Genomic DNA, 21,642 nt, shown 5'->3' with positions numbered 1-21,642 from the left:
CCTTCGAGAGCCGCACCGGTCCATGCGGCCGAACCGGACCGTGGGGCCGAACCGGACCGTGTGGCCGGACCGGTCCTTGTGGCCGAACCGGGCCTTGTTGCAGGACCGGGCCTTGTTGCAGGACCGGACCGTGTGGCCGTCGCGGTCGTCGGTGTCCGTCGCGCAGCACCGTCAGCCTCCGTTCCCGCATGCGCCCGTACCTCCGTGCCCGCCTCCACGGCCGTGCCCGCGCCCGTGCCCCTGCCCGTGCCCGTGCCCGTGCCCCTGGGGCAGATCTCCGTGCCCGTGGCGCCGTGGCAAGGCCTCCGTGGCAGGGCACCCGGACGGCGTCCTCAGCGAAGGCCTCGGTGGAGGACCTCCGTATAGGTACGGGGGAAACGGGCCGTCTGCTCACCAGGTCGGGCGGGCGGTCACTCCGCCGTCCACGACCAGGTCGTGGCCGGTGACCCAGGCCGCGAGCGGCGAGGCCAGGAACACGCAGGCGTCGGCCACGTCCTCGGGCCGGCCCAGGCGGCCGGCCGGGGCGGCGGCGAGCCAGCGCCGTACGCCGTCCGGCCAGGCCTCCGCCAGTCCTGGCCGGTCGATGAGGCCGGGCGAGACCGTGTTGACCCGGATTCCGTCGGGGCCGTACTCCAGGGCCGCCGCGCGGGCGTGCATGACGACCGCCGCCTTGGCCGCGCTGTAGTGGGCGTGGCCCGGGGCTGGGTGGCCGGCCTCGATGGAGGCGATGTGGGTGACGGTGCCGCCACCGTGCGCGCGCATGTGGGCGGCGGCCGCCTGGCTGCAGGCGAAGACGCTGGTGAGGTCGGTGTCGACGACCGTGCGCCAGTCCGCCGCGGTCATCCCGGCCAGCGGCTGGACCGGCTGCACGGCCGCGTTGTTGACCAGGGCCGTGAGGCGGCCGCCCGACCAGGCCACCGTCTCCTCGACCAGGCGCCGGCACGCGCTCTCGTCCGTCAGGTCCGCCCGGAGCACGACCGCTTCGCCGCCCCCGGCCCGGATACGGTCGGCCACGTCGGTGGCGGCGTCGACCGCCGTACGGCAGTGGACCGCCACCGCCGCGCCCTCCTGCGCGAACCGCAGGGCGATGGCACGGCCGATGCCGCCGCCCGCGCCGGTCACCAGGGCGGTCTGTCCGTCGAGCAGGCTCATGGGCGGCAGAGTCCCGTGATCAGCGCGACCTGCGCCGGGTAACGCGCCGTGAGGTCCGCCGCGTCCCCGTGCTCGTAGTCCGGGTAGGTGAATCCGGGGGCCATCGTGCAGCCGAAGAAGGACCACGCGCCGCCCGCCGCCACCCGTGCGCCCATCCAGGTGCCGGCGGGCACGGTCAGCTGCACGTGCCGGCCTGAGCGCGGGCCGGGGCCGAGGACGGGGGTAGTGGCGGTGCCGTCGGGGGCGAGGAGCAGCAGCTGGAGCGGGTCGCCGAGGTAGAAGTGCCAGATCTCGTCGAAGGGCAGGCGGTGCAGCGCGGAGAAGTCGTCCGCGGTGAGCAGCACGACGATGGCGGAGCCCTCGGGTCGGCCGTCCGGCCGCTCTGGCCCCGCCCACGTGCGCCGGAACAGGCCGCCCTCGCGCGGGAGGGGTTCGAGGCCGTAGTGGGTGATCAGCTCATCGGGCGTCGTCACCCGGGGAAGGCTACCTCCCGGTCGAGGAAAGCGAGTTGGGCGTGCTTCTCGGGCAGGTACACGTCGGGCAGGTCGACCTCGGGCAGGACGACGGCCGGTCCGCGGCGGAAGCCCTGGCGTTCGAAGCGGGCGAGCGCCTTGGTGTTGCGCACGTCCGGGTCGACCACGATCCGGCGGCGGTCCAGGACGAGCAGCGCGTACGCCGCCATCGCCGTCAGCAGGGCGGAGGTCCAGCCGGGGCGCGGGCCCGCGGTGCCGGCGGGGGCCAGGAGCAGGTGGACGCCGAGGTCGCCGGGGCGGACGTCGTAGCACTCGCCGACCCGGTCGGCGGACGGCTCGTACGTCTGGAAGAGGGCGGCCGGTTCGCCGTCCTTGGTGACGAGGTGGGCGTGGTGGGTGTCGAGCGTGGCCATGTGGGCGTAGACCTCGGCGACCTGCTCCCGGGTGAGGCCGTTCATGCCCCAGAACCTGGCGCGTTCCTCGCTGACCCAGGCGTGGACGACGTCCGCGTCCCCCTCCGGGTCGAGGGCGCGGATGCGGACGGTGCCGTAGCCGTCGACGTGCTGGACGTGGAGGTCAGTCATCGGTCTCCTCAGACGCGGGGAACGTGGTGTCCGTGGGTGCTTCGGGGGTGAGCTGGGCCCAGTCGGTGACGACCGGGGCGAGTTCTCCCGCGAGCCACAGGGGGAGTTGGTCGCTGTGGTGGGCGGCGCCGGGGACGCCGTCGGCGCCGAAGGGGACCACCCAGCGGCTGTTGTCGCGGTCGGCCAGGTCCCAGACGTAGCGGGCGGCCGGGCCCCGGACACTGCGGTCGGTGAGACCGGGGACGGCCGAGGTGCACAGCACGCAGTCGTGATCACCACCGAGCCCGGGTTCCAGCGCCGGGGCGTGCGGGGCCGGCTGGGCGGCCGGGTCAGGGTCCCGGTTCGGGGGGAGCGCCCGCCAAGCGGTGAGGCGGTGGGTGGCGGACCAGGGGGTGGTGGGGGGCGCGGCGGCGACCTCCTCCAGTGCGCCGCGGACGGCTGCCGCGCGGTCGATGCCGTACAACTCCTCGGTCCGCAGCAGGTGTTCGAGTGCGAAACCGATGCGCGGTACGAGGGCGAGCCAGGGCAGCAGGACGTCCGGGTAGGCCGGGGGCTCGGTGAGCGGGGCGAGGACCGGGTGGGCGGCGAGGCGGCGTACGACCGCACTGCGCACCGCCGCGAACGCCGCCGCGTCGGCGCTGTCCGCCTCCATGCGGCGGTCCCAGGCGAGCAGCCGCTCCCGCAGGCCGGCCGCGGCCGGGGTCAGGCCGGTGAGGGCCGCGAGGTGGTCCAGGAGGGCAGCGGCGGAACCGAGGTGGGTGTCCGTGTGGATCGCCGCCATGCCGTCGGCGGACCAGGTGGGGCGCGCGTCGAGCAGGGCGCGGATGCGGGCGGCGCGGTGCGGTGGGGCGAATTCGACGCCGAGGGGGGCCGCCAGGCCGCGGGCGTTGGCCATCACCGCGATCCCGTCCTCCTCGGCCGGGTCGGCGTACGGCGTCTCGTGCGTGCCGTGCCACTCGTGGCCGGGTTCCCAGGCGGGCACCGGGTGGATGCGGTTGGCCTCGGCGCGGGTGGGGACGTGGCCGGCGACGCGGTGCAGGGTACGGCCGGTGGTGTCGGCCGCGTGTACGACGTTGACCGGCTCGGCCCAGGTGTCCAGGGCCCGGTCGAGGTCGGCGACGGTGCGGGAGCGCAGGAGGGGGAGGAGGGCGCTGAAGCCGAGGTCTTCGGTGACGCGGGGCGGGTAGCGGAGGGCGAGCGCCTCGGCTTCGCCGTCGGCCCCGGTGCCGTACCCATCCGCACCGCCCGTGCGGCTCTCGTCGTCGGGTGCGGGTGGCCCCTGCGGGGCGTTGCCGATGGTGGCCTCCAGGCCCTCTGGGCCGCCGGCTATCACCGGGCCCCGGGGGGTTTCGATCAGCTCTATTTCCAGAGGGGGTTCGCCTGCTGTCCGTACCGTCTCCGTGTGACGGGCCGCGCGGTGCCAGGTGCCGTCGGGGCCGAGGCACTCGATGCCGGCGCCCGTGCGGCGCAGCCGTTCGCGGTAGAGGTCCTGGTAGTCGGCCATGGCGTTGGTGATGGCCCAGGCGACCGTGCCGGTGTGGCCGAAGTGGGCGATGCCGGGGACGCCGGGGACGGCGAGGCCGACGACGTCGAACTCGGGGCAGGACAGGCGGATCTGCTGGTAGACACCGGGGTCCTCGATGAACCGGTGCGGGTCGCCGGCGATGAGTGCCCGGCCGGTGGTGGTGCGGTCGCCGGTGACCATCCAGCCGTTGCTGCCCGCGGTACGGGGGCCGTCCGTCGCGAACAGCCCGACGGCGTCGGGGCCGAGGTGCCGTATCGCCTGCTCGCGCCAGAGCTTGGCGGGGAAGCCGGCGAAGAGGATGTGCGTGGCGAGCCAGACGCCGAGCGGGGTCCACGGCCGCCAGTCGCCCGGGGTGAGACCCGTACGGGCGAACTCGGGGGCGCGGCGGGCGCCCGCCGGCAGGCCCTCGTTGACGCCCTCGACGTACGCGCGGACCCAGTCGGCCGTCTCGGGGTCCCGGCGTTCCAGCGCGGCGAAGCAGCGGCGGGCGGTGTCGTCGAGGCGGGCCCGGCGGGCGAAGACGTCCCAGGAGAGGGACTCGGCGCCGAGGAAGGAGGCCGCGGTGCCCTGGGAGCGGTGGCGTTCGACCTCCAGTTGCCAGGCCCGGTCGTGGGCGGTGACCCTGCCCTGCGCACGGGCGAGTTCACGGGCACTGGACGCGCGCAGGTGGGGGATGCCCCAGGCGTCTCGGTAAGTCTCGGTCGTCACCCGCGTGACCCCCTTTATTTTAGGTTAGCCTGTCCTAAGTTTTCGTGGGGATCGTACGCGAGCACCGGAGGGGTCATGGGGCAGGGGCGGGGTTGGGAAGGTGCGGTCCTCAGACTGCTGCGGGCCAAGGACCACGTGTGCACCGTCCTCGAGGCCGAGGACGTCACCCCGCACTACCGGCGGCTCCGGCTGAGCGACGGCGGGCTGCTCGCCGCGACCGGCGTCCACCCCACGATGTGGGTCCGCCTCTGGTTCTCCGACGACGGCCGGCCGCACCAGCGCGCCTACACCCTGGTCGATCCCGACCCGGCGTCCGGCACCTTCGGCCTGGAGTTCGCCCTGCACGAGGGCCGGGCCTCCGACTGGGCGCGGGCCGCGCAGCCGGGCGACACCATCGAGGCCACCGTGCAGGGCACCGGGTTCCGGCACCCCGACCCGGCGCCCTCGCACGTCGTCGCGATCGGCGACCCGGCCTCGCTGCCCGCCATCAACTCCCTGCTCGGGGCGCTGGGTGCCGCGCCGGCGACCGTCTGGTTCGAGGGGGACCCGGCCGGACTGCCCTGCCGTGCCGAGCCGGACCGGCACGAGATACGGCCGGTGCCGCGCCGGGACGCGGGCGCCCACCTGGTCGAACGGATCCGCGCCGAGCTGCCCGCCGTCCTCGCCGGCACCCCCGACCCGTACGTCTGGATCGCCTGCGACGCGGCCACCACGCGGACGCTCACGGCCTACGTCCGCAAGGAACTGGCGGTGCCGAAGCACCGGGTGCAGGCACTGGGGTACTGGCGCGCCGAGTGAGCCGGCGCCGCGGGCGGGCGCGCGGACCGGGCGGGCGCGCGGACCGGGCGGGCGCGCGGACCGGGCGGGCGCGCGGACCGGGCGGGCGCGCGGGATCATCGACGCATGGACGTCACCCTGCACCTCGCCCAGGACCCAGCGGCCGACGCGCTGCTGGGACGGTCCCCGCTCGCCGCGCTGACCGGAATGCTGCTCGACCAGCAGGTCCCGATGGAGTGGGCGTTCAAGGGGCCCCGGACCATCGCGGACCGGCTCGGCACCGAGGACCTGGACGCGCACGAGATCGCGGCGATGGACCCGGAGGCCTTCGCCGCGGTGCTCTCCGGGAAGCCCGCGGTGCACCGCTATCCCGGTTCGATGGCCAAGCGGATCCAGCAGCTGTGCCAGTACCTCGTCGAGCACTACGACGGGGACGCCGAGGGCGTCTGGCGGGGCGCCGGCAGCGGCGCCGAGCTGCTGCGGCGGCTGGAGGACCTGCCGGGGTTCGGCAAGCAGAAGGCCCAGATCTTCCTGGCGCTGCTCGGCAAGCAGCTCGGTGTGGCACCGGAGGGGTGGCGGGAGGCGGCCGGGGCGTACGGCGAGCCGAAGGCCTTCCGCTCCGTCGCCGACATCACCGGGCCGGAGTCACTGGCGAAGGTGCGGGCGCACAAGCAGGAGATGAAGGCGGCGGCGAAGAAGAAGACGGCGGCGGCGAAGAAGTAGGACGCCGGGCGTCACCTGGTCACCGCCGGCCGTAGCGCCCCGCGGGGGCACACCTCGGCGGCACCGGGCGGACACGGGACCGTGGAGATCGCCGCCGCGTCCCGCGTGCGCGGCCGGGCCCGCCATGTCCCGCGGCCGGAGTGACCACCGTCAACCACACGTGCCGCGGGTACGCCGAGCGGGCGGATCTGGCACCCGGCGTGCTGCCCCGGCCGCCCGTCCCGGGCAGGGACGTGCCGTGAGCGGAAACAGGAGCAGATCGCGGGGCCGTACCTGGCCACGGGTGCTCGTGCTGCTCCTCGCCCTGTGGGTGCCCGGCGCCCACGTGCAGGCCCAGGCGGCCCCGGCCTTCGCCGTGACCGCCCAGAGCGCCGAGCACGACGTCCTCGACGTCCTCCTGCGGCCGCCCGCCCGCACCGTCCACCGGGCCGACGTACCCGACCGCCCGGCACCCCTCCCCCGCCCGGCGCCCGGCCGCCCGGCGGCCCGGCAGCGCGCCGGCGCACCGCGGCTGCCGTACACCGCGCCCCTGCTCCGCACGGTGGTCCTGCGCTGCTGACGGACCCGCGTCCCCGCAAGGTCAGTCGGCTCGACGCAAGGAGCAGTACAGCCATGCCCAGAGATCCCTACGCCGTCCTGCGCGCTCTGCTGCGCGCGGAGGCCCGGCGAGGTACGGCACCCAAGCCGGACCAGCGGACACCGCAGCAGCAGCGGACGCCCGGGGAAGGCGAGCGCTGATCCCGGAACCGGCGGGGGCGGGTCACCGCCTCCGCCGGGCGGTGCCGAACAGGGAACGGGTGATCTCCCGGCCGAGCTGGGTGCCGACCGAGCGGGCCAGGGACTTGAACATTCCGCTGTTCACGACCTGTTCGGCCAGGGACGGCTCCTCCTGCGGGGCCTTGGCGGGTGTGGGCGCCGGGGCTTCGGCCCGCGCCGGCCGTGCGCTCAGCCTCTCGTACGCCGACTCCCGGTCCACAGCCTGTGCATAACGGCCGTGCAGGGGGGAGCTGCGTACCGCCCGGTCCAGTTCGGCGGCCCCCACGGGCCCCATCAGGGACTGCGGGGCGCGCAGCCGGGTGGCGGCGACCGGGGTCGGGGCGCCGGTCTCGCTGAGCACGGTCACCACGGCCTCGCCCGTACCCAGGCCGGTGAGCAGTTCCTCCAGGTCGTAGGCCGACCGGGGGAAGGTCTGCACGGTCGCCCTGAGGGCCTTCTGGTCGTCGGGGGTGAAGGCGCGCAGGGCGTGCTGGACGCGGTTGCCGAGCTGGCCGAGGACATCGCCGGGCACGTCCTTCGGGCTCTGGGTGACGAAGAAGACGCCCACGCCCTTGGACCGGATCAGGCGGACGGTCCGGGTGATCGAGTCCAGGAACGCCTTGGAGGCGTCGTCGAACAGCAGGTGTGCCTCGTCGAAGAAGAACACCAGCACGGGCTTGTCGGCGTCCCCGATCTCGGGCAGGTCGTGGAAGAGGTCTGCGAGCAGCCACATGAGGAAGGTCGAGAACAGCTGCGGCCTGTCCTGCACGGCGGGCAGTTCCAGCACCGAGACGATGCCCCGGCCGTCCTCGGCCGTGCGCAGGAAGCCGGCCGTGTCGAACTCCGGCTCGCCGAAGAAGCCGGCCGCGCCCTGCGCCTCGAACGCCGTCAGCGAGCGCAGGATCACCCCGGCCGTGGCGCCGGACAGGCCGCCGATGTTCCTCAGCTCGGCCTTGCCCTCGGCGGAGGTGAGGAAGGCGACGACCGCGCGCAGGTCCTTGAGGTCGACCAGCTCCAGGCCCTTGGTGTCGGCGTAGTGGAAGATCAGGCCGAGTGACTGCTCCTGGGTGGGGTTCAGGCCGAGCACCTTCGACAGCAGCAGCGGGCCGAAGCTGGTGACCGTGGCCCGTACGGGGATGCCGTGGCCGAGGCCGCCGAGCGCGAAGAACTCCGCCGGGAACCCGGCCGGCGCCCAGTCCTGGCCCACCTCCGCGGCCCGCCCCCGCACCCGGTCGTCCGGCTGCCCGGGCCGCGCGATGCCGGACAGGTCGCCCTTGACGTCCGCGAGGAACACGGGCACGCCCTGCGCCGACAGCTGCTCGGCGATCAGCTGGAGGGTCTTGGTCTTGCCGGTGCCGGTGGCGCCCGCGACCAGGCCGTGCCGGTTGAGCATCGGCAGCGGGACACGGACCGGCGCGCCGGTGTGGCACCGTCCGTCCCACAGGAGGGCGCCGAGGTCGAGGGCGGGACCGTTGAAGGCGTATCCGGAGGCGATCTTCTGCGCCTGCGGGGGCGGTGCCGTGGCTCCTCGAGGGCCGCCGGAGGGGTCGGTCTCGCGGTCGCTCATCTCCGGCCTCTGTTCCCGTAGTAGCCCGTTTGCCCGAATTACTCCATCTTTTCAAGCGTCGCACTCGGCCGCCATGGCTGCGCCCGGAACGTCTTGACCGGTAGGCTTTCCGTGTGATCTTCAAGCGCATCGGAAACGGCCGGCCGTACCCCGACCACGGCCGGGAAAGCACCCGGCAGTGGGCGGATGTCGCGCCGCGCCCGGTCCGCCTCGATCAGCTCGTGACGACCAAGGGGCAGCTCGACCTGGAGACCCTGCTGGCCGAGGACTCGACGTTCTACGGCGATCTCTTCGCGCACGTCGTGAAGTGGCAGGGCGACCTGTACCTGGAGGACGGCCTGCACCGCGCGGTCCGTGCCGCGCTCCAGCAGCGCCAGGTGCTGCACGCACGCGTGCTCGAACTCGACTGACCCGGCGCGACACGGCCGTTGGCCCTTTCGGGTTCCGCTATGCGGCCTCGACTGATCATCTGATAGGCATCGCCGCTCGGGCGCACTACGCTGCGCTCATGAGCATGCTGACTCCCCCCGGCATGGGCGGCCAGTACCGCATCACGGGGGACAAATACCCTCGGATGCGTCCGCCCCGGCGGACCGGCAGGCTCGTGGCCGCCCTGGTGGCGTCCGTCGCCGTGCTGGGGCTGATCGGCTGGGGCACCCTGCAGCTCATCGACGTCTTCTCGGGCGGTGGCGGCAAGGCCACCGCGTCCGGGTCCAGGACCGACTGCCGCACCAGGACGGCGGCAGCCCCCGCAGCCCGGGTCCAGGCACTCCCGAAGCCCGGCCAGATCACCGTGAACGTCTACAACGCCACCGCGCGGACCGGGCTCGCCAAGGCCACCGCGGACGAGCTGAGGAAGCGCGGCTTCAAGATCGGTGACGTCGGCAACGCGTCCAAGCAGTTCGACAAGAAGGTCAAGGGCACGGGCATACTCGTCGGCCCGCCCGCCGCCCAGGACACCTCCCTGCGGGTGCTCGGCACCCAGCTCGGCGGCACGGAACTGCGCGCCGACGGCCGCAAGGGCGGCGACGTCGACCTCGTCCTGGGTGACAAGTTCAGGGGCCTGACCAAGCAGCCGGCCGCCGACCAGGCGCTGACGGCCCTGACCGCGCCGGAGCCGACGGCGTCCACGAAGAAGAGCTGCTGAAGAGCGCCCCGGCAGGGGCGCGGGGAACCGCGCGAACGACCCACGCACCCGCGCCCGCGAACGGCGCTCGAGCCGCACCCCGGTGGGCGCGGAGAGCCGCCCGGCAGTCTCCGGAGAACTACTCGGCCGCCCCGTAGAGACGATCCCCGGCGTCTCCCAGCCCCGGCACGATGTACCCGAGTTCGTTGAGGTGGTCGTCCACGGCGGCCGTGACGACGGTGACCGGCGTCCCCGCCAGCTCCCGCTCCATCACCTCGACGCCCTCCGGCGCGGCGAGCAGCACCACGGCGGTCACGTCGTCCGCGCCGCGCTTGATCAGCTCCTGGATCGCCGCGACCAGCGTGCCGCCCGTGGCCAGCATCGGGTCCAGGACGTACACCTGGCGGCCCGAGAGGTCCTCCGGCATGCGCGAGGCGTAGGTGGAGGCCTGCAGCGTCTCCTCGTTGCGGATCATGCCCAGGAAGCCCACCTCGGCGGTCGGCAGCAGCCGGACCATGCCGTCCAGCATGCCGAGACCGGCGCGCAGGATCGGCACCACCAGCGGGCGGGGACGGGCCAGCTTGACGCCGGTGGTCCGCGCGACCGGCGTCTGGATGTCCACGGCCTCGGTCCGTACGTCCCGCGTGGCCTCGTAGGCGAGCAGGGTGACCAGTTCGTCGGCGAGTCGCCGGAAGGTCGCGGAGTCGGTGCGCTGGTCGCGCAGCGTGGTGAGCTTGTGGGCGACCAGGGGGTGGTCGACGACGTGGAGACGCATGCCCCTAACGGTACCTGCGCCGCGGGCCCCGATCGCGCTGGCGTCAAACCCGCCGTCCGAGGGAAAGTGGGAGAGGAGGACTGGGGTGGTGTGACGTGTCTGACCTGCCTGACCTGCCCGCGGACGCCTCCGGGGCCACCGGTGACGAGGGCGGCCCCGCAACGCCCGGACCGGAGAAGTCCGCGGGCAGGGATCCCGCAAAACCCGAGAGCGAGGCCGAGCGCCGGCGGCGCCGCGCCCAGTTCCTGCGCGATCTCGCCGAGGCGCGGGAGCTGCGTGCCCGGGTGCAGCCGCGGCGCGCGAAGGCGGCCCGGCTGCGCCATGCGATGCGGATGCGGACCTTCCGCTGGTAGTCCGGCGGGGCGGTCCGAGGGGCGGAAGATCCACGCCCGCACCGGTGTTGGCGTGGTGGGCGTGCGTGACCGTCAGGAAAAGCCGCGTACGATCCGCAGGTGGCGGCAATGAGTGCGCTGGTGAGCCGATGAGGTATCCACGCTCGAAACAGCCAGACACAGGGAGCCGAAGACGTCCCCTGAACGCCTTGTTTCTGCCACGATTCCGAGTGGGTGGGGCTCGGAGCCCAGCTCTCCCCGCCCATGTACCTCCGCCGGGGGGACCCCCAACCGGCACGCCTATGACCAGTGGGAGAGTCACGGTGTACTTCGCCGCACTGCTCGCGCGCACCGAAGACGGGTGGGAAGCGAGCGACACAGAGCTCGACGATGTGGAGACCCTGTCGGATCTGGCCGACCTGGCCCGGGAAGCCTCTCCCGACGAGGACACGGTGCTCGTCCTGATCGAGCAGGAGGACGCCTGGTTCGGTGTCGTCCGCGTGGACGGCGAGGACGACCCTCGCATCTACGTCTCGGACGCCGCCGCCGCCCAGCGCAGCGCGTACGGGGAGCTGCTGCTCACCGACGAGCTGCTCGGCCGGGAGCCCGGCGCGGACGACGGCCCGGACCTGGACTCCCTGGACCTCGACGGCACCGAGGACGGTGAGCCCGACGAGGACGATGACGAGGAGGGCACCGCCGCCGACGCGGTGCCGCACAGCCCGGTGGGCGACAGCGAGATCCTGGACGACCTGGGCATCGGCGAGAAGGAGCTGCGCGCCCTGGACGCCGAGGACGCGTTGAGCACGATCGCCGAGGCCCTGGGTGCCTCGGAGGTGCTGGAGACCGTCCGCTGACCACCGCACAGGACCCGCGGGGCACTCCGGACCCGGTACGCGACCGCTGGCGGGCCGCGATGCGGCTCGCCCTGGACGAGGCGGAACTGGCCGTACGGGGCGGGGACGTCCCCGTCGGCGCCGTCGTGCTGGCCCCGGACGGTACGACGGTGCTCGGAGCCGGGCACAACGAGCGCGAGGCCACCGGCGATCCCACGGCCCACGCGGAGGTCCTCGCGATCCGCAGGGCCGCCGCCAGGCTCGGCGGGTGGCGGCTGACCGACTGCACGCTGGTCGTCACCCTGGAGCCGTGCACGATGTGTGCGGGGGCGCTCGTCCAGTCCCGGGTGGACCGGGTGGTCTACGGCGCCCGGGACGAGAAGGCGGGCGCGGCCGGCTCCCTGTGGGACGTGGTGCGCGACCGCCGGCTCAACCACCGCCCGGAGGTCGTCGAGGGCGTCCTCGCGGCGGAGTGCGCCGGAGTCCTCACGGAGTTCTTCCGGGATCGCTGACGGTCCCCGCGCGCACGCCCCCGGACATCGATTTCGAAGCACGCCCCGCCGTGCTGTAAGGTCTCCCTCGGTAGCGTGTCCGAGCGGCCGAAGGAGCTCGCCTCGAAAGCGAGTGTGGCGCAAGTCACCGAGGGTTCAAATCCCTCCGCTACCGCTTGCGGAAGGGCCCCGTCCACGGACGGGGCCCTTCGTGTGTTCCCGCGCAACGCTCCGGCACGGACGGGCTGTTGGCCGGGGAGGAAGGCGCGAAGGTTACACTCGCGGCCGGCAGCAGGGGCCCTCGGGCCATAAGGGCAGGGGAGGCCGTGGTGGCGGTGAACGCCAAGAAGATCGCCGTGTACGTGCTCGTGGTCTTCGCGCTGTACGTGATCATCACGGATCCGGCCAAGGCGGCCGACTACGTGCAGATAGGCTTCGAGGGCATATCGGACGCGGCCAAGGCCGTGGGCGACTTCATGACCTGGGTCGCCAACGGAGGAAAGAGCTGAGGTACACCCCATGATCCGCCATCTGGTCCTCTTCAGGCTCAACGAGGGCGTCGAGCGTGACGATCCGCAGGTCGTGGCGGGCGTGGAGGCCTTCCGGGCGCTCGGCGGCCAGATCGAGGAGCTGCGCTTCTGGGAGTGCGCCTGGAACATCAGCGACCGCCCGATCGCGTACGACTTCGCGATCAACTCCGCCGTCGAGGACACCGACGCCCTCAAGCGCTACCTGGAGCACCCGGCCCACCAGGCGGGTGTCGCCCTGTGGCGTGAGTTCGCCACCTGGGTGATCGCCGACTACGAGTTCTGACCCCCGCTCCCCGCAAGCCCCCCGCCGGTTCCGGCGGGGGGCTTTCGCGCTTTACAACGCCCCAACTTGTCGGCATTTGACCACAACACGGCGTTATCCGGTGCTTGCACACAGTGCACATGTCTTGTGATGCTATGACCGCTTTTGACGGATGATTGACCGATGAAGAGGTGGCGTTGACCGTGTCGGCCAGTACTGCGCCGCCCCAGGAAGAGGCACCCACCCCGACCCCGACCCCGACCGCCCCCGAGAAGCGCCGTGGCGCGGACACGCGTGCCCTCACCCAGGTCCTGTTCGCCGAGCTGAAGCAGCTCACCCCGGGTACGCCGGAGCACCACCGGGTGCGGGGGGCGCTGATCGAGGCGAACCTCCCGCTCGTGCGCTACGCCGCCGCCCGCTTCCGCTCCCGCAACGAGCCCATGGAGGACGTCATCCAGGTCGGCACCATCGGCCTGATCAACGCCATCGACCGCTTCGATCCCGACCGGGGGGTGCAGTTCCCGACCTTCGCGATGCCGACCGTGGTCGGGGAGATCAAGCGGTACTTCCGGGACAACGTGCGCACGGTCCACGTCCCGCGCCGGCTGCACGAGCTGTGGGTGCAGGTCAACAGCGCGACCGAGGACCTGACCACGCTCTACGGCCGCTCACCCTCCACCGCCGAGATCGCCGACCGGCTCCGGATCAGTGAGGACGAGGTGCTCAGCTGCATCGAGGCCGGACGCTCGTACCACGCGACCTCACTGGAGGCCGCGCAGGAAGGCGACGGACTGCCCGGCCTGCTGGACCGGATCGGCTACGAGGACCCCGCCCTGGACGGCGTGGAACACCGCGACCTGGTCCGCCACCTCCTCGTCCAACTCCCCGAGCGGGAACAGCGGATCCTGCTCCTGCGGTACTACAGCAATCTCACCCAGTCTCAGATCAGCGCGGAACTCGGCGTCTCCCAGATGCACGTCTCGCGCCTCCTCGCCCGTAGCTTCCAGCGGCTGCGTTCCGCAAATCGGATCGACGCCTAGCCGACGTCGGACCGTGGCACAGCAGGCGTTCGGCTGATGCATAGCGGGCGCACGGAAGCACGGCTCGAGCGATACTGCATCGCAAGCCCGAGCGATCCGTAACCGCCACGGGCGAATCGCTCACCAGGGCGGATGCCGACAGTTAGGGCCCGAGAACCCGTCAGACCCCTTCTTTCCAGGGCCGTTTCGGATCTGTCGTGTCGACATGTCGGTACAGCGCGTTGCCGACATGTGACATTCTGCGGGAAGCGCGTTTGCCGAGGCTCCGGCTCCGGTATTCAGGTGAAGGCTGCGTTGCCCGGAAGAGAACGCCGCCGCGACCGTCCCGCGACCCAAAGGGGGTGGCATGTCCGCAGACCAGGGCAGCTCGAAGGTGCTGACGCCCACGAACAGCGAGGCAGCGCCCAAGGAGTTCGACGCTCTCGACGTCCTCGACGGCTTCGAGGGCGTCACGGCCCTCGAAGCCGTGCCGTCCCCGCCCGCCGGCCCGGCCGCTGAAGCAGTCCCGGCCCTGCAGGACACGGCGAACATCGACACCCGCACCCTGTCCCGGTCCCTGTTCCTGCGCCTCGCCGCGCTGGACGAGGACAGCCCCGAGCGGGCGTACGTGCGGGACACCCTCATCGAGCTGAACCTGCCGCTGGTGCGGTACGCGGCAGCGCGCTTCCGCTCCCGCAACGAGCCGATGGAGGACATCGTCCAGGTCGGCACCATCGGCCTGATCAAGGCGATCGACCGGTTCGACTGCGAACGCGGGGTGGAGTTCCCGACCTTCGCGATGCCGACGGTCGTGGGCGAGATCAAGCGCTTCTTCCGCGACACCTCGTGGTCCGTGCGCGTACCGCGCCGGCTGCAGGAGCTGCGCCTGGCCCTCACCAAGGCCAGCGACGAGCTGTCCCAGAAGCTGGACCGCTCCCCCACGGTGACGGAGCTGGCGGCGGTGCTCGGCGTCTCCGAGGAGGACGTGGTCGACGGCCTCGCGGTCGGGAACGCCTACACCGCCTCCTCCCTCGACTCGCCGGCCCCCGAGGACGACGGCGGCGAGGGCTCCCTGGCCGACCGGCTCGGTTACGAGGACACGGCCCTGGAGGGCGTGGAGTACCGCGAGTCCCTCAAGCCCCTGCTGGCCAAACTCCCGCCCCGGGAGCGACGGATCATCATGCTGCGCTTCTTCGCCAACATGACCCAGTCGCAGATCGGCGAGGAGGTGGGCATCTCCCAGATGCACGTCTCCCGGTTGCTCACCCGGACCCTGGCCCAGCTCAGGGACGGTCTGATCGCGGACTGACCGCTCCCCGGGCCGTACCGACGCCTGCGGGACCGCCACGGACACACCGCCGGGCGGGCCGCGGCGCCGTCGCGGCCGGGCGCGCGGTTCCCCGCTCCCCTTTCAAGGGCGCCGCGCTGCAGGCCACTTCACATCTGACGCTGCGTCAGTCAGCATGACCCGATGCTGCACACGGGAACGGTTCGCACGACGGCATGGACACGTGGCCGCCGAACCGCCGTCACGACGGCTTCGGCGGCCGTCGTCGTGCTCGGCGGGGTGCTGGCCGCCTGCGGGGGCGCGGGCCCGGGCGGCGGTTACACCGCGGTGGGCGCGGGACCGGGCGGACCGACGGCCGTCGCACCGACGGGGTCGGTCACGCTGGTGCCGCTGGACGGGCCGCACAGCCGGGGAACGGGCGGAGAAGGAGCCTCGCCAGGTCGGCGCGGCACGGCCAACGGCCGTCCCCTGCCCAGCGGTTCAGCCGGCACCCCGAGTTCCCCCGCCGCCGCACCGACACCTCGCCACACCCCCGGCGGGCACGGCGGGAACCCGGTCCCCGGCACACCGGGACCGAGCGGCGGCCAGGACGGCCCCACGACTCCGCCGGCCGCCTCACCGAGCCCAACCGCCGGTCACGGCAAGCCCCCCACGCCCGCAGACCTCTCCTGGGGAGACCCGGCGGACGAGGACGGCGACAAGCGCTGGTGCCAGTCGGTGACCGTCGCATTCCACAACTCGGGCGGTGAGGCGGTGCGTTCGGGCGAGGTGACGTTCGGGACGCACATCATCGGCGCGCTCGGCATCGACTGGGGAACGGTCGAGTCGACCGTGGAGCTGCCGGTGCCGATCGCGCCGGGTGCGCGCAAGGAGCCCACCTGGACGGTGTGCGTCGACGCCTGGCGCGTGCCGCTCGGCATGCACATCGAGACGCGGGACGTGTCCGTCCGCTGGGAGTAGGCGCTAGTTCAGCGCCAGCCAGGCGACGCCGGCCACGACGGCGAGCGCCACGACGACACCGATGATCAGACCGATCCGGGGGCCGGAGGAGGAAGAGGAGGCCGCCTGCTGCCGGCGCCCCTGGGGGGCCTCGTCCACGAACGCGCGGAACATCTGGGTGCTGCCGGCGGGGTCGTAGTTGCCCTGGGGGCCCTGGGTGTTAGCCATGCCCCGAGACCTTAGCGAAGACGGGCCCGGGCGCCCAAGTGGGGGGCCACCGGGACAGAGGCGGCCACCTCACCCACAGCCACCTGGGTATTTACGGTTGCAATACTTGCCTTTGCCAAGTTTTTGCGCCTGACCCCCCTCATTTGTTTGCCTGCAGCAACCAAGCAGCCTATGGTTGCCCCAAGCAACGATACGGGAGGTGTGATGGCCGAGCAGGCGCAGTTCGAGGAGCTGGCGCGTCAGCTCAGCGCCGTCGGAGCGGTGAAACGGGACATGGGGCGGATCCTGCCGCCCGACTGTCCGGCCGGCTCGGCAGCCGTGCTGACCCTGCTCGGCCGCCACGGCGACATGCGCATGAGCAAGCTCGCCGAGCTGCTCGCCGTGGACATGTCGGTGACCAGCCGGCATGTCGCGCACGTCGCCGCACGCGGCTGGATCGAGCGGCACCCGGACCCCGCGGACAAGCGCTCACGCATCCTGCGGCTGACACCCGAGGGCCTGGAGCAGCTCGTCGAGCTGTCCCGGCGGACCACGCGGCTGCTGGCCGAGCGGCTGGCCGACTGGACCGACGAGGAGGTCGGCCAGCTGATCCGGCTGATGACGCGCCTGCGCGATTCCTTCGGCGACTGCCGCTCCGCCCCGCTCCGGCTGCCCGCCCCCGTACTCGAAGAGACCACCCGTACACCCGCAAGCACGTAAGAGAAGGAAGCCCATGGCAACGACCACACCAGCCGGTGTGCGGGCTCACGCCAAGCACGGGGGAGGCACAGGTCACGCCCCGATGACGCACCGGCAGATCATGGAGGCCCTCTCCGGGCTGCTGCTCGGCATGTTCGTGGCGATCCTGTCGTCCACGATCGTCTCCAACGCCCTGCCGGAGATCATCGGCGATCTCGGCGGCGGTCAGTCCGCCTACACCTGGGTGGTCACCGCCGCCCTGCTGTCGATGACCGCGGCCACTCCCCTGTGGGGCAAGCTCGCCGACCTGTACAGCAAGAAGGCGCTCGTCCAGATAGCCCTCGTCATCTACGTGGTCGCCTCGATGGCGGCCGGCCTGTCGCAGAACCCCGGCATGCTCATCACCTTCCGGGTGTTCCAGGGCATCGGCGTCGGCGGCCTGTCCGCCCTGGCGCAGATCGTCATGGCGGCGATGATCTCCCCGCGTGAGCGCGGCCGTTACTCCGGCTACCTGGGTGCCACGTTCGCCGTCGCCACCGTCGGCGGCCCGCTGCTCGGCGGTGTCATCACCGACACCTCATGGCTGGGCTGGCGCTGGTGCTTCTACGTCGGTGTCCCCTTCGCCGTCATCGCCCTGTTCGTGCTGCAGAAGACCCTGCACCTGCCCGTGGTCAAGCGGGAGGTCAAGGTCGACTGGGGCGGCGCGTTCCTCATCTCGGCCGCCGTCTCGCTGCTGCTGATCTGGGTCACCTTCGCCGGTGACAAGTACGACTGGCTGTCCTGGCAGACCTACGCGATGGTCGGCGGTTCGATCGTCCTCGGCGTGCTGTTCGTGCTCGTCGAGTCCAGGGCGAGCGAGCCGATCATCCCGCTGCGCCTGTTCAGGAACCGCACGATCACGCTGGCCTCGCTGGCCTCGCTGTTCGTCGGTGTCGCGATGTTCTCCGGCACCGTGTTCTTCAGCCAGTACTTCCAGCTCGCCCGGGACGAGTCCCCGACGATGTCCGGCGTGCTGACGATCCCGATGATCGGCGGCCTGTTCGTCTCCTCCACCGTCTCCGGCCAGTTCATCACCCGCACCGGCCGCTGGAAGGCATGGCTGGTCGGCGGTGGCCTGCTGGTGACGGCCGGCCTGGGGATGCTCGGCAGCCTGCGCTACGACACCGACTACTGGAAGATGGCCATCTGGATGGCCCTGCTGGGTCTCGGCATCGGCATGATGATGCAGAACCTGGTCCTCGCCACGCAGAACCAGGTGGCGCCGTCCGACCTCGGCTCGGCCAGCTCCACGGTCACCTTCTTCCGCTCCCTCGGTGGCGCGGTCGGCGTCTCCGCCCTGGGCGCGGTGATGTCCCGCCGGATCACGCACTACGTCGAGGACGGCGTCTCGGCCCTGAGCCCCAAGTACCAGAAGGCCCTGGCCGGCGGCTCGGGCTCCACCGACAGCATCCCGGACATGGACGCGCTCCCGAAGCCCATCCGGACGCTGCTGGAGAGCGCGTACGGCCACGGCATCGCCGACGTCTTCATGATCGCGGGCGCCCTCGCGGCCGTCGCCTTCCTGATCACGCTGTTCATCAAGGAAGTCCCGCTGAAGACCAAGGGTGCGCTGGCCCAGGCCGCCGACGGCACGGCCCCGGTGACCGACCCCGCCGCCGCGCCCGCCGTCGCCGAGGCCCAGTCCCCGGCCGAGCAGCCGGGCGCCACGCAGGACGCCGTCCCGGCGCCGGAGCGGGTGCCCGCCTGGGCCGCTCCCGTGGCCGGCGAGGACGGCACCGCGGCGGAGGCGGGCACGCAGCTCACCGCCGTCGCCACCGTCGCCGGTCCCGGCACGGCAGGCGGCACCCCGGTGCACGGCTACGTCCGCGGCGCCGAGAGCGCCCCGGTCGGGCAGGCCGCGGTCACCCTGATCTCGCTGTCCGGCCGCCAGCTGGGCCGCTCGGTCACCCAGCCCGACGGTTCCTACGCGCTGGCCGCCCCCGGCACCGGCTCGTACGTCCTGATCGCCGCCGCCGACGGCTACCAGCCGCAGGCCTCCACCGTCGTCGTGGGCGAGGAACCGCTGTCGTACGACATCCTGCTCAGCGGCACGAGCGGGCTGACCGGTGTGGTCCGGGCCGCGGGGAGCGCGCTGCCGGTCAAGGACGCCATGGTGATCGTCACCGATGTGCGCGGTGACCTGCTGGCCACCGCCGCCACCGGCGAGCAGGGCGGCTTCGTCCTCACCGACCTGGTGCCGGGCACGGTGACCGTCGCGGTCAACGCGAGCGGGTTCCGGCCGCGGGCCCTGCCGGTCGAGGTCGGCGCCACCGGCGTGACCCGGATCGAGGTCGACCTGGACGCCGGTGCCCGGCTCCAGGGGGTCGTCCGCGCCCCGCACGGTCCGCTGGCCGACGCCCGGGTGACCCTGGTCGACCAGGCGGGCAACGTCGTCGGCACGGCCACCACCGGTACGGACGGGGCGTACGCCTTCACCGACCTGAACGGCGGCGAGTACACCGTCATCGCGACCGGCTACCCGCCGGTGGCCACCGCGCTGACCGTCGCCGGCCCCGGAGTCGACGGCCACGACATCGAACTCGCCCACCCCGGCGAGTAGTCACACCCCGGCCCGTGGCGGCGCGCGCCTTGAGCGGAGGGCGCGCCCGCCGCGGGCCGGTCTCATACGACCAATTTTTGAGCTTTTCCAGGGAGAAAACGGGATGGGACTGACCGCGAGGATCCGTACGCGGGACGGGTGGGCCGTGTCGCACGCGGTCGTCACGGTGACCGACATGACCGGTACGCAGGTGCTGCGGGCCGAGGCGGACACCGAAGGGGCCGTACGGGACACCACCGAGCTGGCGCCGGGCGCGTACACCGTCATCGTGACCGCCGTCGGGTACGCGCCCGCCGCGTCGAGCGCGATCGTCACCGCGAGCGGCCGGGCCGAGGCCGGCACGGTGACGCTGGCCCGGCAGGGCGGCACCGAGCTGCCGCCGCCCGGCCCGTGGACCATCGACCCGGTGCACTCCTCCGTCGCCGCGGTCGCCCAGCACCTGGGGATCTCCAGCGTGCACGGCCGGTTCACCGAGTTCGGCGGCACGATCGAGATCGCGCCGGACGATGTCACCAAGTCCCGGGTGGAGGCGGTGATCTGGGCGGCCTCCGTCGACACGGGCAACGGCATGCGCGACACCCACCTGAAGTCCGCGGACTTCCTCGACGTGGAGCGGCACCCCGAGATCACCTACCGTTCGACGGGCGTGACGGCCGCCGGTTCGGACCGCTGGACGGTGCACGGCGAGCTGTCCCTGCACGGCGTCGTACGCCCCGTCGACCTGGACCTCGCCTACCTGGGCACCGGAGCGGACCCGTGGGGCGGCACCCGGGCCGCGTTCCGCGCGACCGCCGAACTGCAGCGGGAGGACTTCGCCATGAACTACAACCAGGTCCTCCAGGCCGGCATCGCCGCCATCGGCACGACGCTGAAGGTGGAGCTGGACATCCAGGCGGTGCAGGGCGACTCGCTGCCGGCGGCCTGACACCCGGTCGGTGTCCTCAGCAGGGTCAGGATGGGCGGCCCCCTTTCCCCCTAGGGTGCCGGCATGGCACCGAACATCGCTACCAACACCCGTGTGTCGCTGGACGAGCTGCTGGAGTTCGTACGGCCCCGGCACCGGGCCCTGCTCCTCACCCGCCGGGCCGACGGTTCCCCGCAGGCGTCGCCGCTGACCTGCGGGGTGGACGACTCGGGGCGGATCGTCGTCTCCACCTACCCCGAGCGGGCCAAGACCCGCAACGCCCGGCGTGACGCCCGGGTCGCCCTGGTCGTCCTCAGCGACGACTGGAACGGCCCCTGGGTCCAGATCGACGGCACCGCCGAGGTCATCGACTCACCCGACTCCGTGGAACCGCTGGTCGAGTACTACCGCAACATCGCCGGCGAACACCCCGACTGGGACGAGTACCGCGCGGCCATGGTCAAGCAAGGCAAGTCGATCATCCGCGTGACACCGGAACGCTGGGGGCCGGTCGCCACCGGAGGTTTCCCGGCACGGCTCGCGACCGAGGAGCGGTAGCCGGCTGCCGGGCGGCGGCGGTCAGCCGCGGGCAACCATCGCCTCGATGCCCGCGATCAGCAGGTCCAGGGCGAAGGTGAAGTCGCGGTTCAGCATCTCGGCCACCGTGTCGCCGCCGCGGGCCGCCATGAGGTCCTGGGACTCCTTCATGACCTCGGCGGTCCCCGGCACCTCGGCCACCGTCGACATCGCCTGCTCGAAGTACTCCTCCGGGCTCAGCCCGGTGTCCGCGATCCGGCCGAGGAAGTGCCCCTCGATCGTGCCGTAGCCGTACACGAACTCGAAGACGGCCGCGATCGCCCCGGTCACCCCGTGCGCGGGCAGCCCCGCCCGGCCGATGACCTGCTGGACCACGCGGGAGAAGGCGACCGAGTTCGGGCCGATGTTGAGATAGCGCCCGGCCAGCGGCGACAGCCAGGGATGGCGGACCAGCAACCCCCGGTAGGCGGTGGCCAGCTCCCGCAGCTGCTCGCGCCAGTCCTCGCCGGCGTCCTCCGGATCGGGCAGCCGCAGCTCGGCGTACGTCGCGTCCAGGGCGAGTTCGAGCAGGTCGTCCTTGGTGTCGACGTACCAGTACAGGGACATCGCGGTGACGTTCAGCTCGGCCGCCAGCCGCCGCATGGAGAACTTCGCCAGCCCCTCGGCGTCCAGCAGCCGTACGGAAGCCTCGGTGATCCGCTCCCGGTCCAGCCCGGACGGCTGCGCACTGCGCCCGCCCCGCCGGTCCTTGCCCACCAGCCACACACTGGCCCGCGCCGACCGACCTGCCTGCTTCGTCACCGGCGGCCCTTCCTCGATTCCGATCGCTGCTG

At 72.6% G+C, this 21,642-nt stretch carries 26 protein-coding genes and 1 tRNA gene; 19 read left to right on the top strand and 8 right to left on the bottom strand.

Annotation, left to right across the window (positions count from 1 at the left end):
* Positions 1–390 precede the first annotated feature (390 nt).
* From JK359_RS15560 to JK359_RS15545, 4 genes are read right to left on the bottom strand one after another with little or no spacing between them, the layout of a single operon-like run.
* Positions 391–1,152, bottom strand: coding sequence for an SDR family NAD(P)-dependent oxidoreductase (locus JK359_RS15560; RefSeq protein WP_201835931.1), 762 nt, complete (start codon positions 1,150–1,152; stop codon positions 391–393).
* A complete protein-coding gene (locus JK359_RS15555; RefSeq protein WP_201835930.1) occupies positions 1,149–1,625 on the bottom strand; it encodes a cupin domain-containing protein in 477 nt (158 codons plus the stop codon). The genes JK359_RS15560 and JK359_RS15555 overlap by 4 nt, the downstream gene beginning before the upstream one ends.
* Positions 1,622–2,209, bottom strand: a complete 588-nt coding sequence (locus JK359_RS15550) for a GNAT family N-acetyltransferase (protein WP_201835928.1) — start codon at positions 2,207–2,209, stop codon at positions 1,622–1,624. The genes JK359_RS15555 and JK359_RS15550 overlap by 4 nt, the downstream gene beginning before the upstream one ends.
* Positions 2,202–4,442 (bottom strand): penicillin acylase family protein, encoded by a 2,241-nt coding sequence (locus JK359_RS15545; protein WP_201835926.1) that lies wholly within the window; start codon positions 4,440–4,442, stop codon positions 2,202–2,204. Before JK359_RS15545 ends, JK359_RS15550 begins: the two co-directional genes overlap by 8 nt.
* 75 nt (positions 4,443–4,517) lie before the next feature.
* On the opposite strand from JK359_RS15545, the gene JK359_RS15540 reads away from it, so the two are divergent.
* The 4 genes from JK359_RS15540 (at position 4,518) to JK359_RS39860 (ending at position 6,680) form a co-directional block, all read left to right on the top strand.
* Positions 4,518–5,240, top strand: a complete 723-nt coding sequence (locus JK359_RS15540) for a siderophore-interacting protein (RefSeq protein ID WP_201835924.1) — start codon at positions 4,518–4,520, stop codon at positions 5,238–5,240.
* Between the two features lie 105 nt (positions 5,241–5,345).
* Entirely contained in the window at positions 5,346–5,942 is a 597-nt protein-coding gene (locus tag JK359_RS15535) for an HhH-GPD-type base excision DNA repair protein (protein WP_201835922.1), read from the top strand.
* Between the two features lie 238 nt (positions 5,943–6,180).
* Positions 6,181–6,501, top strand: coding sequence for a hypothetical protein (locus JK359_RS15530; RefSeq protein ID WP_201836078.1), 321 nt, complete (start codon positions 6,181–6,183; stop codon positions 6,499–6,501).
* Between the two features lie 53 nt (positions 6,502–6,554).
* A complete protein-coding gene (locus JK359_RS39860) occupies positions 6,555–6,680 on the top strand; it encodes a hypothetical protein (protein ID WP_269139006.1) in 126 nt (41 codons plus the stop codon).
* Positions 6,681–6,702: 22 nt separating this feature from the next.
* Here the strand turns inward: JK359_RS39860 and JK359_RS15525 are convergent, their stop codons facing one another.
* Positions 6,703–8,265, bottom strand: coding sequence for a helicase HerA-like domain-containing protein (locus JK359_RS15525; protein ID WP_201835920.1), 1,563 nt, complete (start codon positions 8,263–8,265; stop codon positions 6,703–6,705).
* 113 nt (positions 8,266–8,378) lie between these two features.
* Between JK359_RS15525 and JK359_RS15520 the strand changes: the two genes are divergently transcribed.
* Entirely contained in the window at positions 8,379–8,675 is a 297-nt protein-coding gene (locus tag JK359_RS15520; protein ID WP_003999914.1) for a type II toxin-antitoxin system VapB family antitoxin, read from the top strand.
* A gap of 98 nt (positions 8,676–8,773) precedes the next feature.
* A complete protein-coding gene (locus tag JK359_RS15515) occupies positions 8,774–9,412 on the top strand; it encodes a LytR C-terminal domain-containing protein (protein ID WP_236677852.1) in 639 nt (212 codons plus the stop codon).
* 118 nt (positions 9,413–9,530) lie between these two features.
* Here the strand turns inward: JK359_RS15515 and upp are convergent, their stop codons facing one another.
* Positions 9,531–10,166: a uracil phosphoribosyltransferase gene (gene upp / locus JK359_RS15510; protein WP_103817752.1), complete on the bottom strand. Its 636-nt coding sequence runs from the start codon at positions 10,164–10,166 to the stop codon at positions 9,531–9,533.
* Between the two features lie 104 nt (positions 10,167–10,270).
* Between upp and JK359_RS15505 the strand changes: the two genes are divergently transcribed.
* From JK359_RS15505 to JK359_RS15465, 9 genes are all read left to right on the top strand, one after another.
* A complete protein-coding gene (locus tag JK359_RS15505) occupies positions 10,271–10,519 on the top strand; it encodes a DUF4461 domain-containing protein (RefSeq protein WP_236677931.1) in 249 nt (82 codons plus the stop codon).
* A gap of 302 nt (positions 10,520–10,821) precedes the next feature.
* Positions 10,822–11,355: a tRNA adenosine deaminase-associated protein gene (locus JK359_RS15500; RefSeq protein ID WP_201836058.1), complete on the top strand. Its 534-nt coding sequence runs from the start codon at positions 10,822–10,824 to the stop codon at positions 11,353–11,355.
* Between the two features lie 59 nt (positions 11,356–11,414).
* Positions 11,415–11,846: a tRNA adenosine(34) deaminase TadA gene (gene tadA, locus JK359_RS15495; RefSeq protein WP_236677850.1), complete on the top strand. Its 432-nt coding sequence runs from the start codon at positions 11,415–11,417 to the stop codon at positions 11,844–11,846.
* A 69-nt stretch (positions 11,847–11,915) separates the two neighbouring features.
* Positions 11,916–12,000 (top strand) — tRNA-Ser (locus JK359_RS15490).
* Between the two features lie 154 nt (positions 12,001–12,154).
* The gene (locus JK359_RS15485; RefSeq protein ID WP_189296847.1) at positions 12,155–12,334 is read left to right on the top strand and encodes a hypothetical protein; all 180 of its coding nucleotides are present in this window, start codon (positions 12,155–12,157) and stop codon (positions 12,332–12,334) included.
* A 10-nt stretch (positions 12,335–12,344) separates the two neighbouring features.
* The gene (locus JK359_RS15480; protein ID WP_201835916.1) at positions 12,345–12,638 is read left to right on the top strand and encodes a Dabb family protein; all 294 of its coding nucleotides are present in this window, start codon (positions 12,345–12,347) and stop codon (positions 12,636–12,638) included.
* A gap of 176 nt (positions 12,639–12,814) precedes the next feature.
* Positions 12,815–13,657 (top strand): RNA polymerase sigma factor SigF, encoded by an 843-nt coding sequence (locus JK359_RS15475; protein ID WP_236677930.1) that lies wholly within the window; start codon positions 12,815–12,817, stop codon positions 13,655–13,657.
* A 346-nt stretch (positions 13,658–14,003) separates the two neighbouring features.
* Entirely contained in the window at positions 14,004–14,945 is a 942-nt protein-coding gene (locus tag JK359_RS15470) for an RNA polymerase sigma factor SigF (protein WP_201835912.1), read from the top strand.
* A 162-nt stretch (positions 14,946–15,107) separates the two neighbouring features.
* Positions 15,108–15,884 carry a hypothetical protein gene (locus tag JK359_RS15465; RefSeq protein WP_201835910.1) on the top strand — a complete coding sequence of 259 codons (777 nt, stop codon included), beginning with the start codon at positions 15,108–15,110 and terminating at the stop codon, positions 15,882–15,884.
* Between the two features lie 3 nt (positions 15,885–15,887).
* On the opposite strand, the gene JK359_RS15460 is transcribed toward JK359_RS15465, so the two are convergent.
* Positions 15,888–16,091 carry a hypothetical protein gene (locus JK359_RS15460; RefSeq protein ID WP_201835908.1) on the bottom strand — a complete coding sequence of 68 codons (204 nt, stop codon included), beginning with the start codon at positions 16,089–16,091 and terminating at the stop codon, positions 15,888–15,890.
* 204 nt (positions 16,092–16,295) lie between these two features.
* Between JK359_RS15460 and JK359_RS15455 the strand changes: the two genes are divergently transcribed.
* The 4 genes from JK359_RS15455 to JK359_RS15440 all read left to right on the top strand — a co-directional run bounded on the left by JK359_RS15455 (position 16,296) and on the right by JK359_RS15440 (position 20,830).
* A complete protein-coding gene (locus tag JK359_RS15455) occupies positions 16,296–16,790 on the top strand; it encodes a MarR family winged helix-turn-helix transcriptional regulator (RefSeq protein WP_201835906.1) in 495 nt (164 codons plus the stop codon).
* An 82-nt stretch (positions 16,791–16,872) separates the two neighbouring features.
* Complete coding sequence (locus JK359_RS15450) at positions 16,873–19,368, top strand: MFS transporter (protein WP_504739953.1); 2,496 nt, start codon at positions 16,873–16,875, stop codon at positions 19,366–19,368.
* Between the two features lie 103 nt (positions 19,369–19,471).
* Positions 19,472–20,293, top strand: coding sequence for a YceI family protein (locus JK359_RS15445; protein WP_201835902.1), 822 nt, complete (start codon positions 19,472–19,474; stop codon positions 20,291–20,293).
* 63 nt (positions 20,294–20,356) lie between these two features.
* Entirely contained in the window at positions 20,357–20,830 is a 474-nt protein-coding gene (locus JK359_RS15440) for a PPOX class F420-dependent oxidoreductase (RefSeq protein WP_201835900.1), read from the top strand.
* A gap of 21 nt (positions 20,831–20,851) precedes the next feature.
* Here JK359_RS15440 and JK359_RS15435 read toward each other — a convergent pair whose 3' ends face one another.
* Positions 20,852–21,610, bottom strand: a complete 759-nt coding sequence (locus JK359_RS15435) for a TetR/AcrR family transcriptional regulator (protein WP_307788114.1) — start codon at positions 21,608–21,610, stop codon at positions 20,852–20,854.
* Between the last annotated feature and the right edge of the window lie 32 nt (positions 21,611–21,642).

Source organism: Streptomyces actinomycinicus, from assembly GCF_016741775.1.
Taxonomy (GTDB): Bacteria; Actinomycetota; Actinomycetes; order Streptomycetales; family Streptomycetaceae; genus Streptomyces; species Streptomyces actinomycinicus.
The sequence above is the reverse complement of the archived record's forward strand: the minus strand, read 5'-3'. Positions and strand labels throughout refer to the sequence as shown.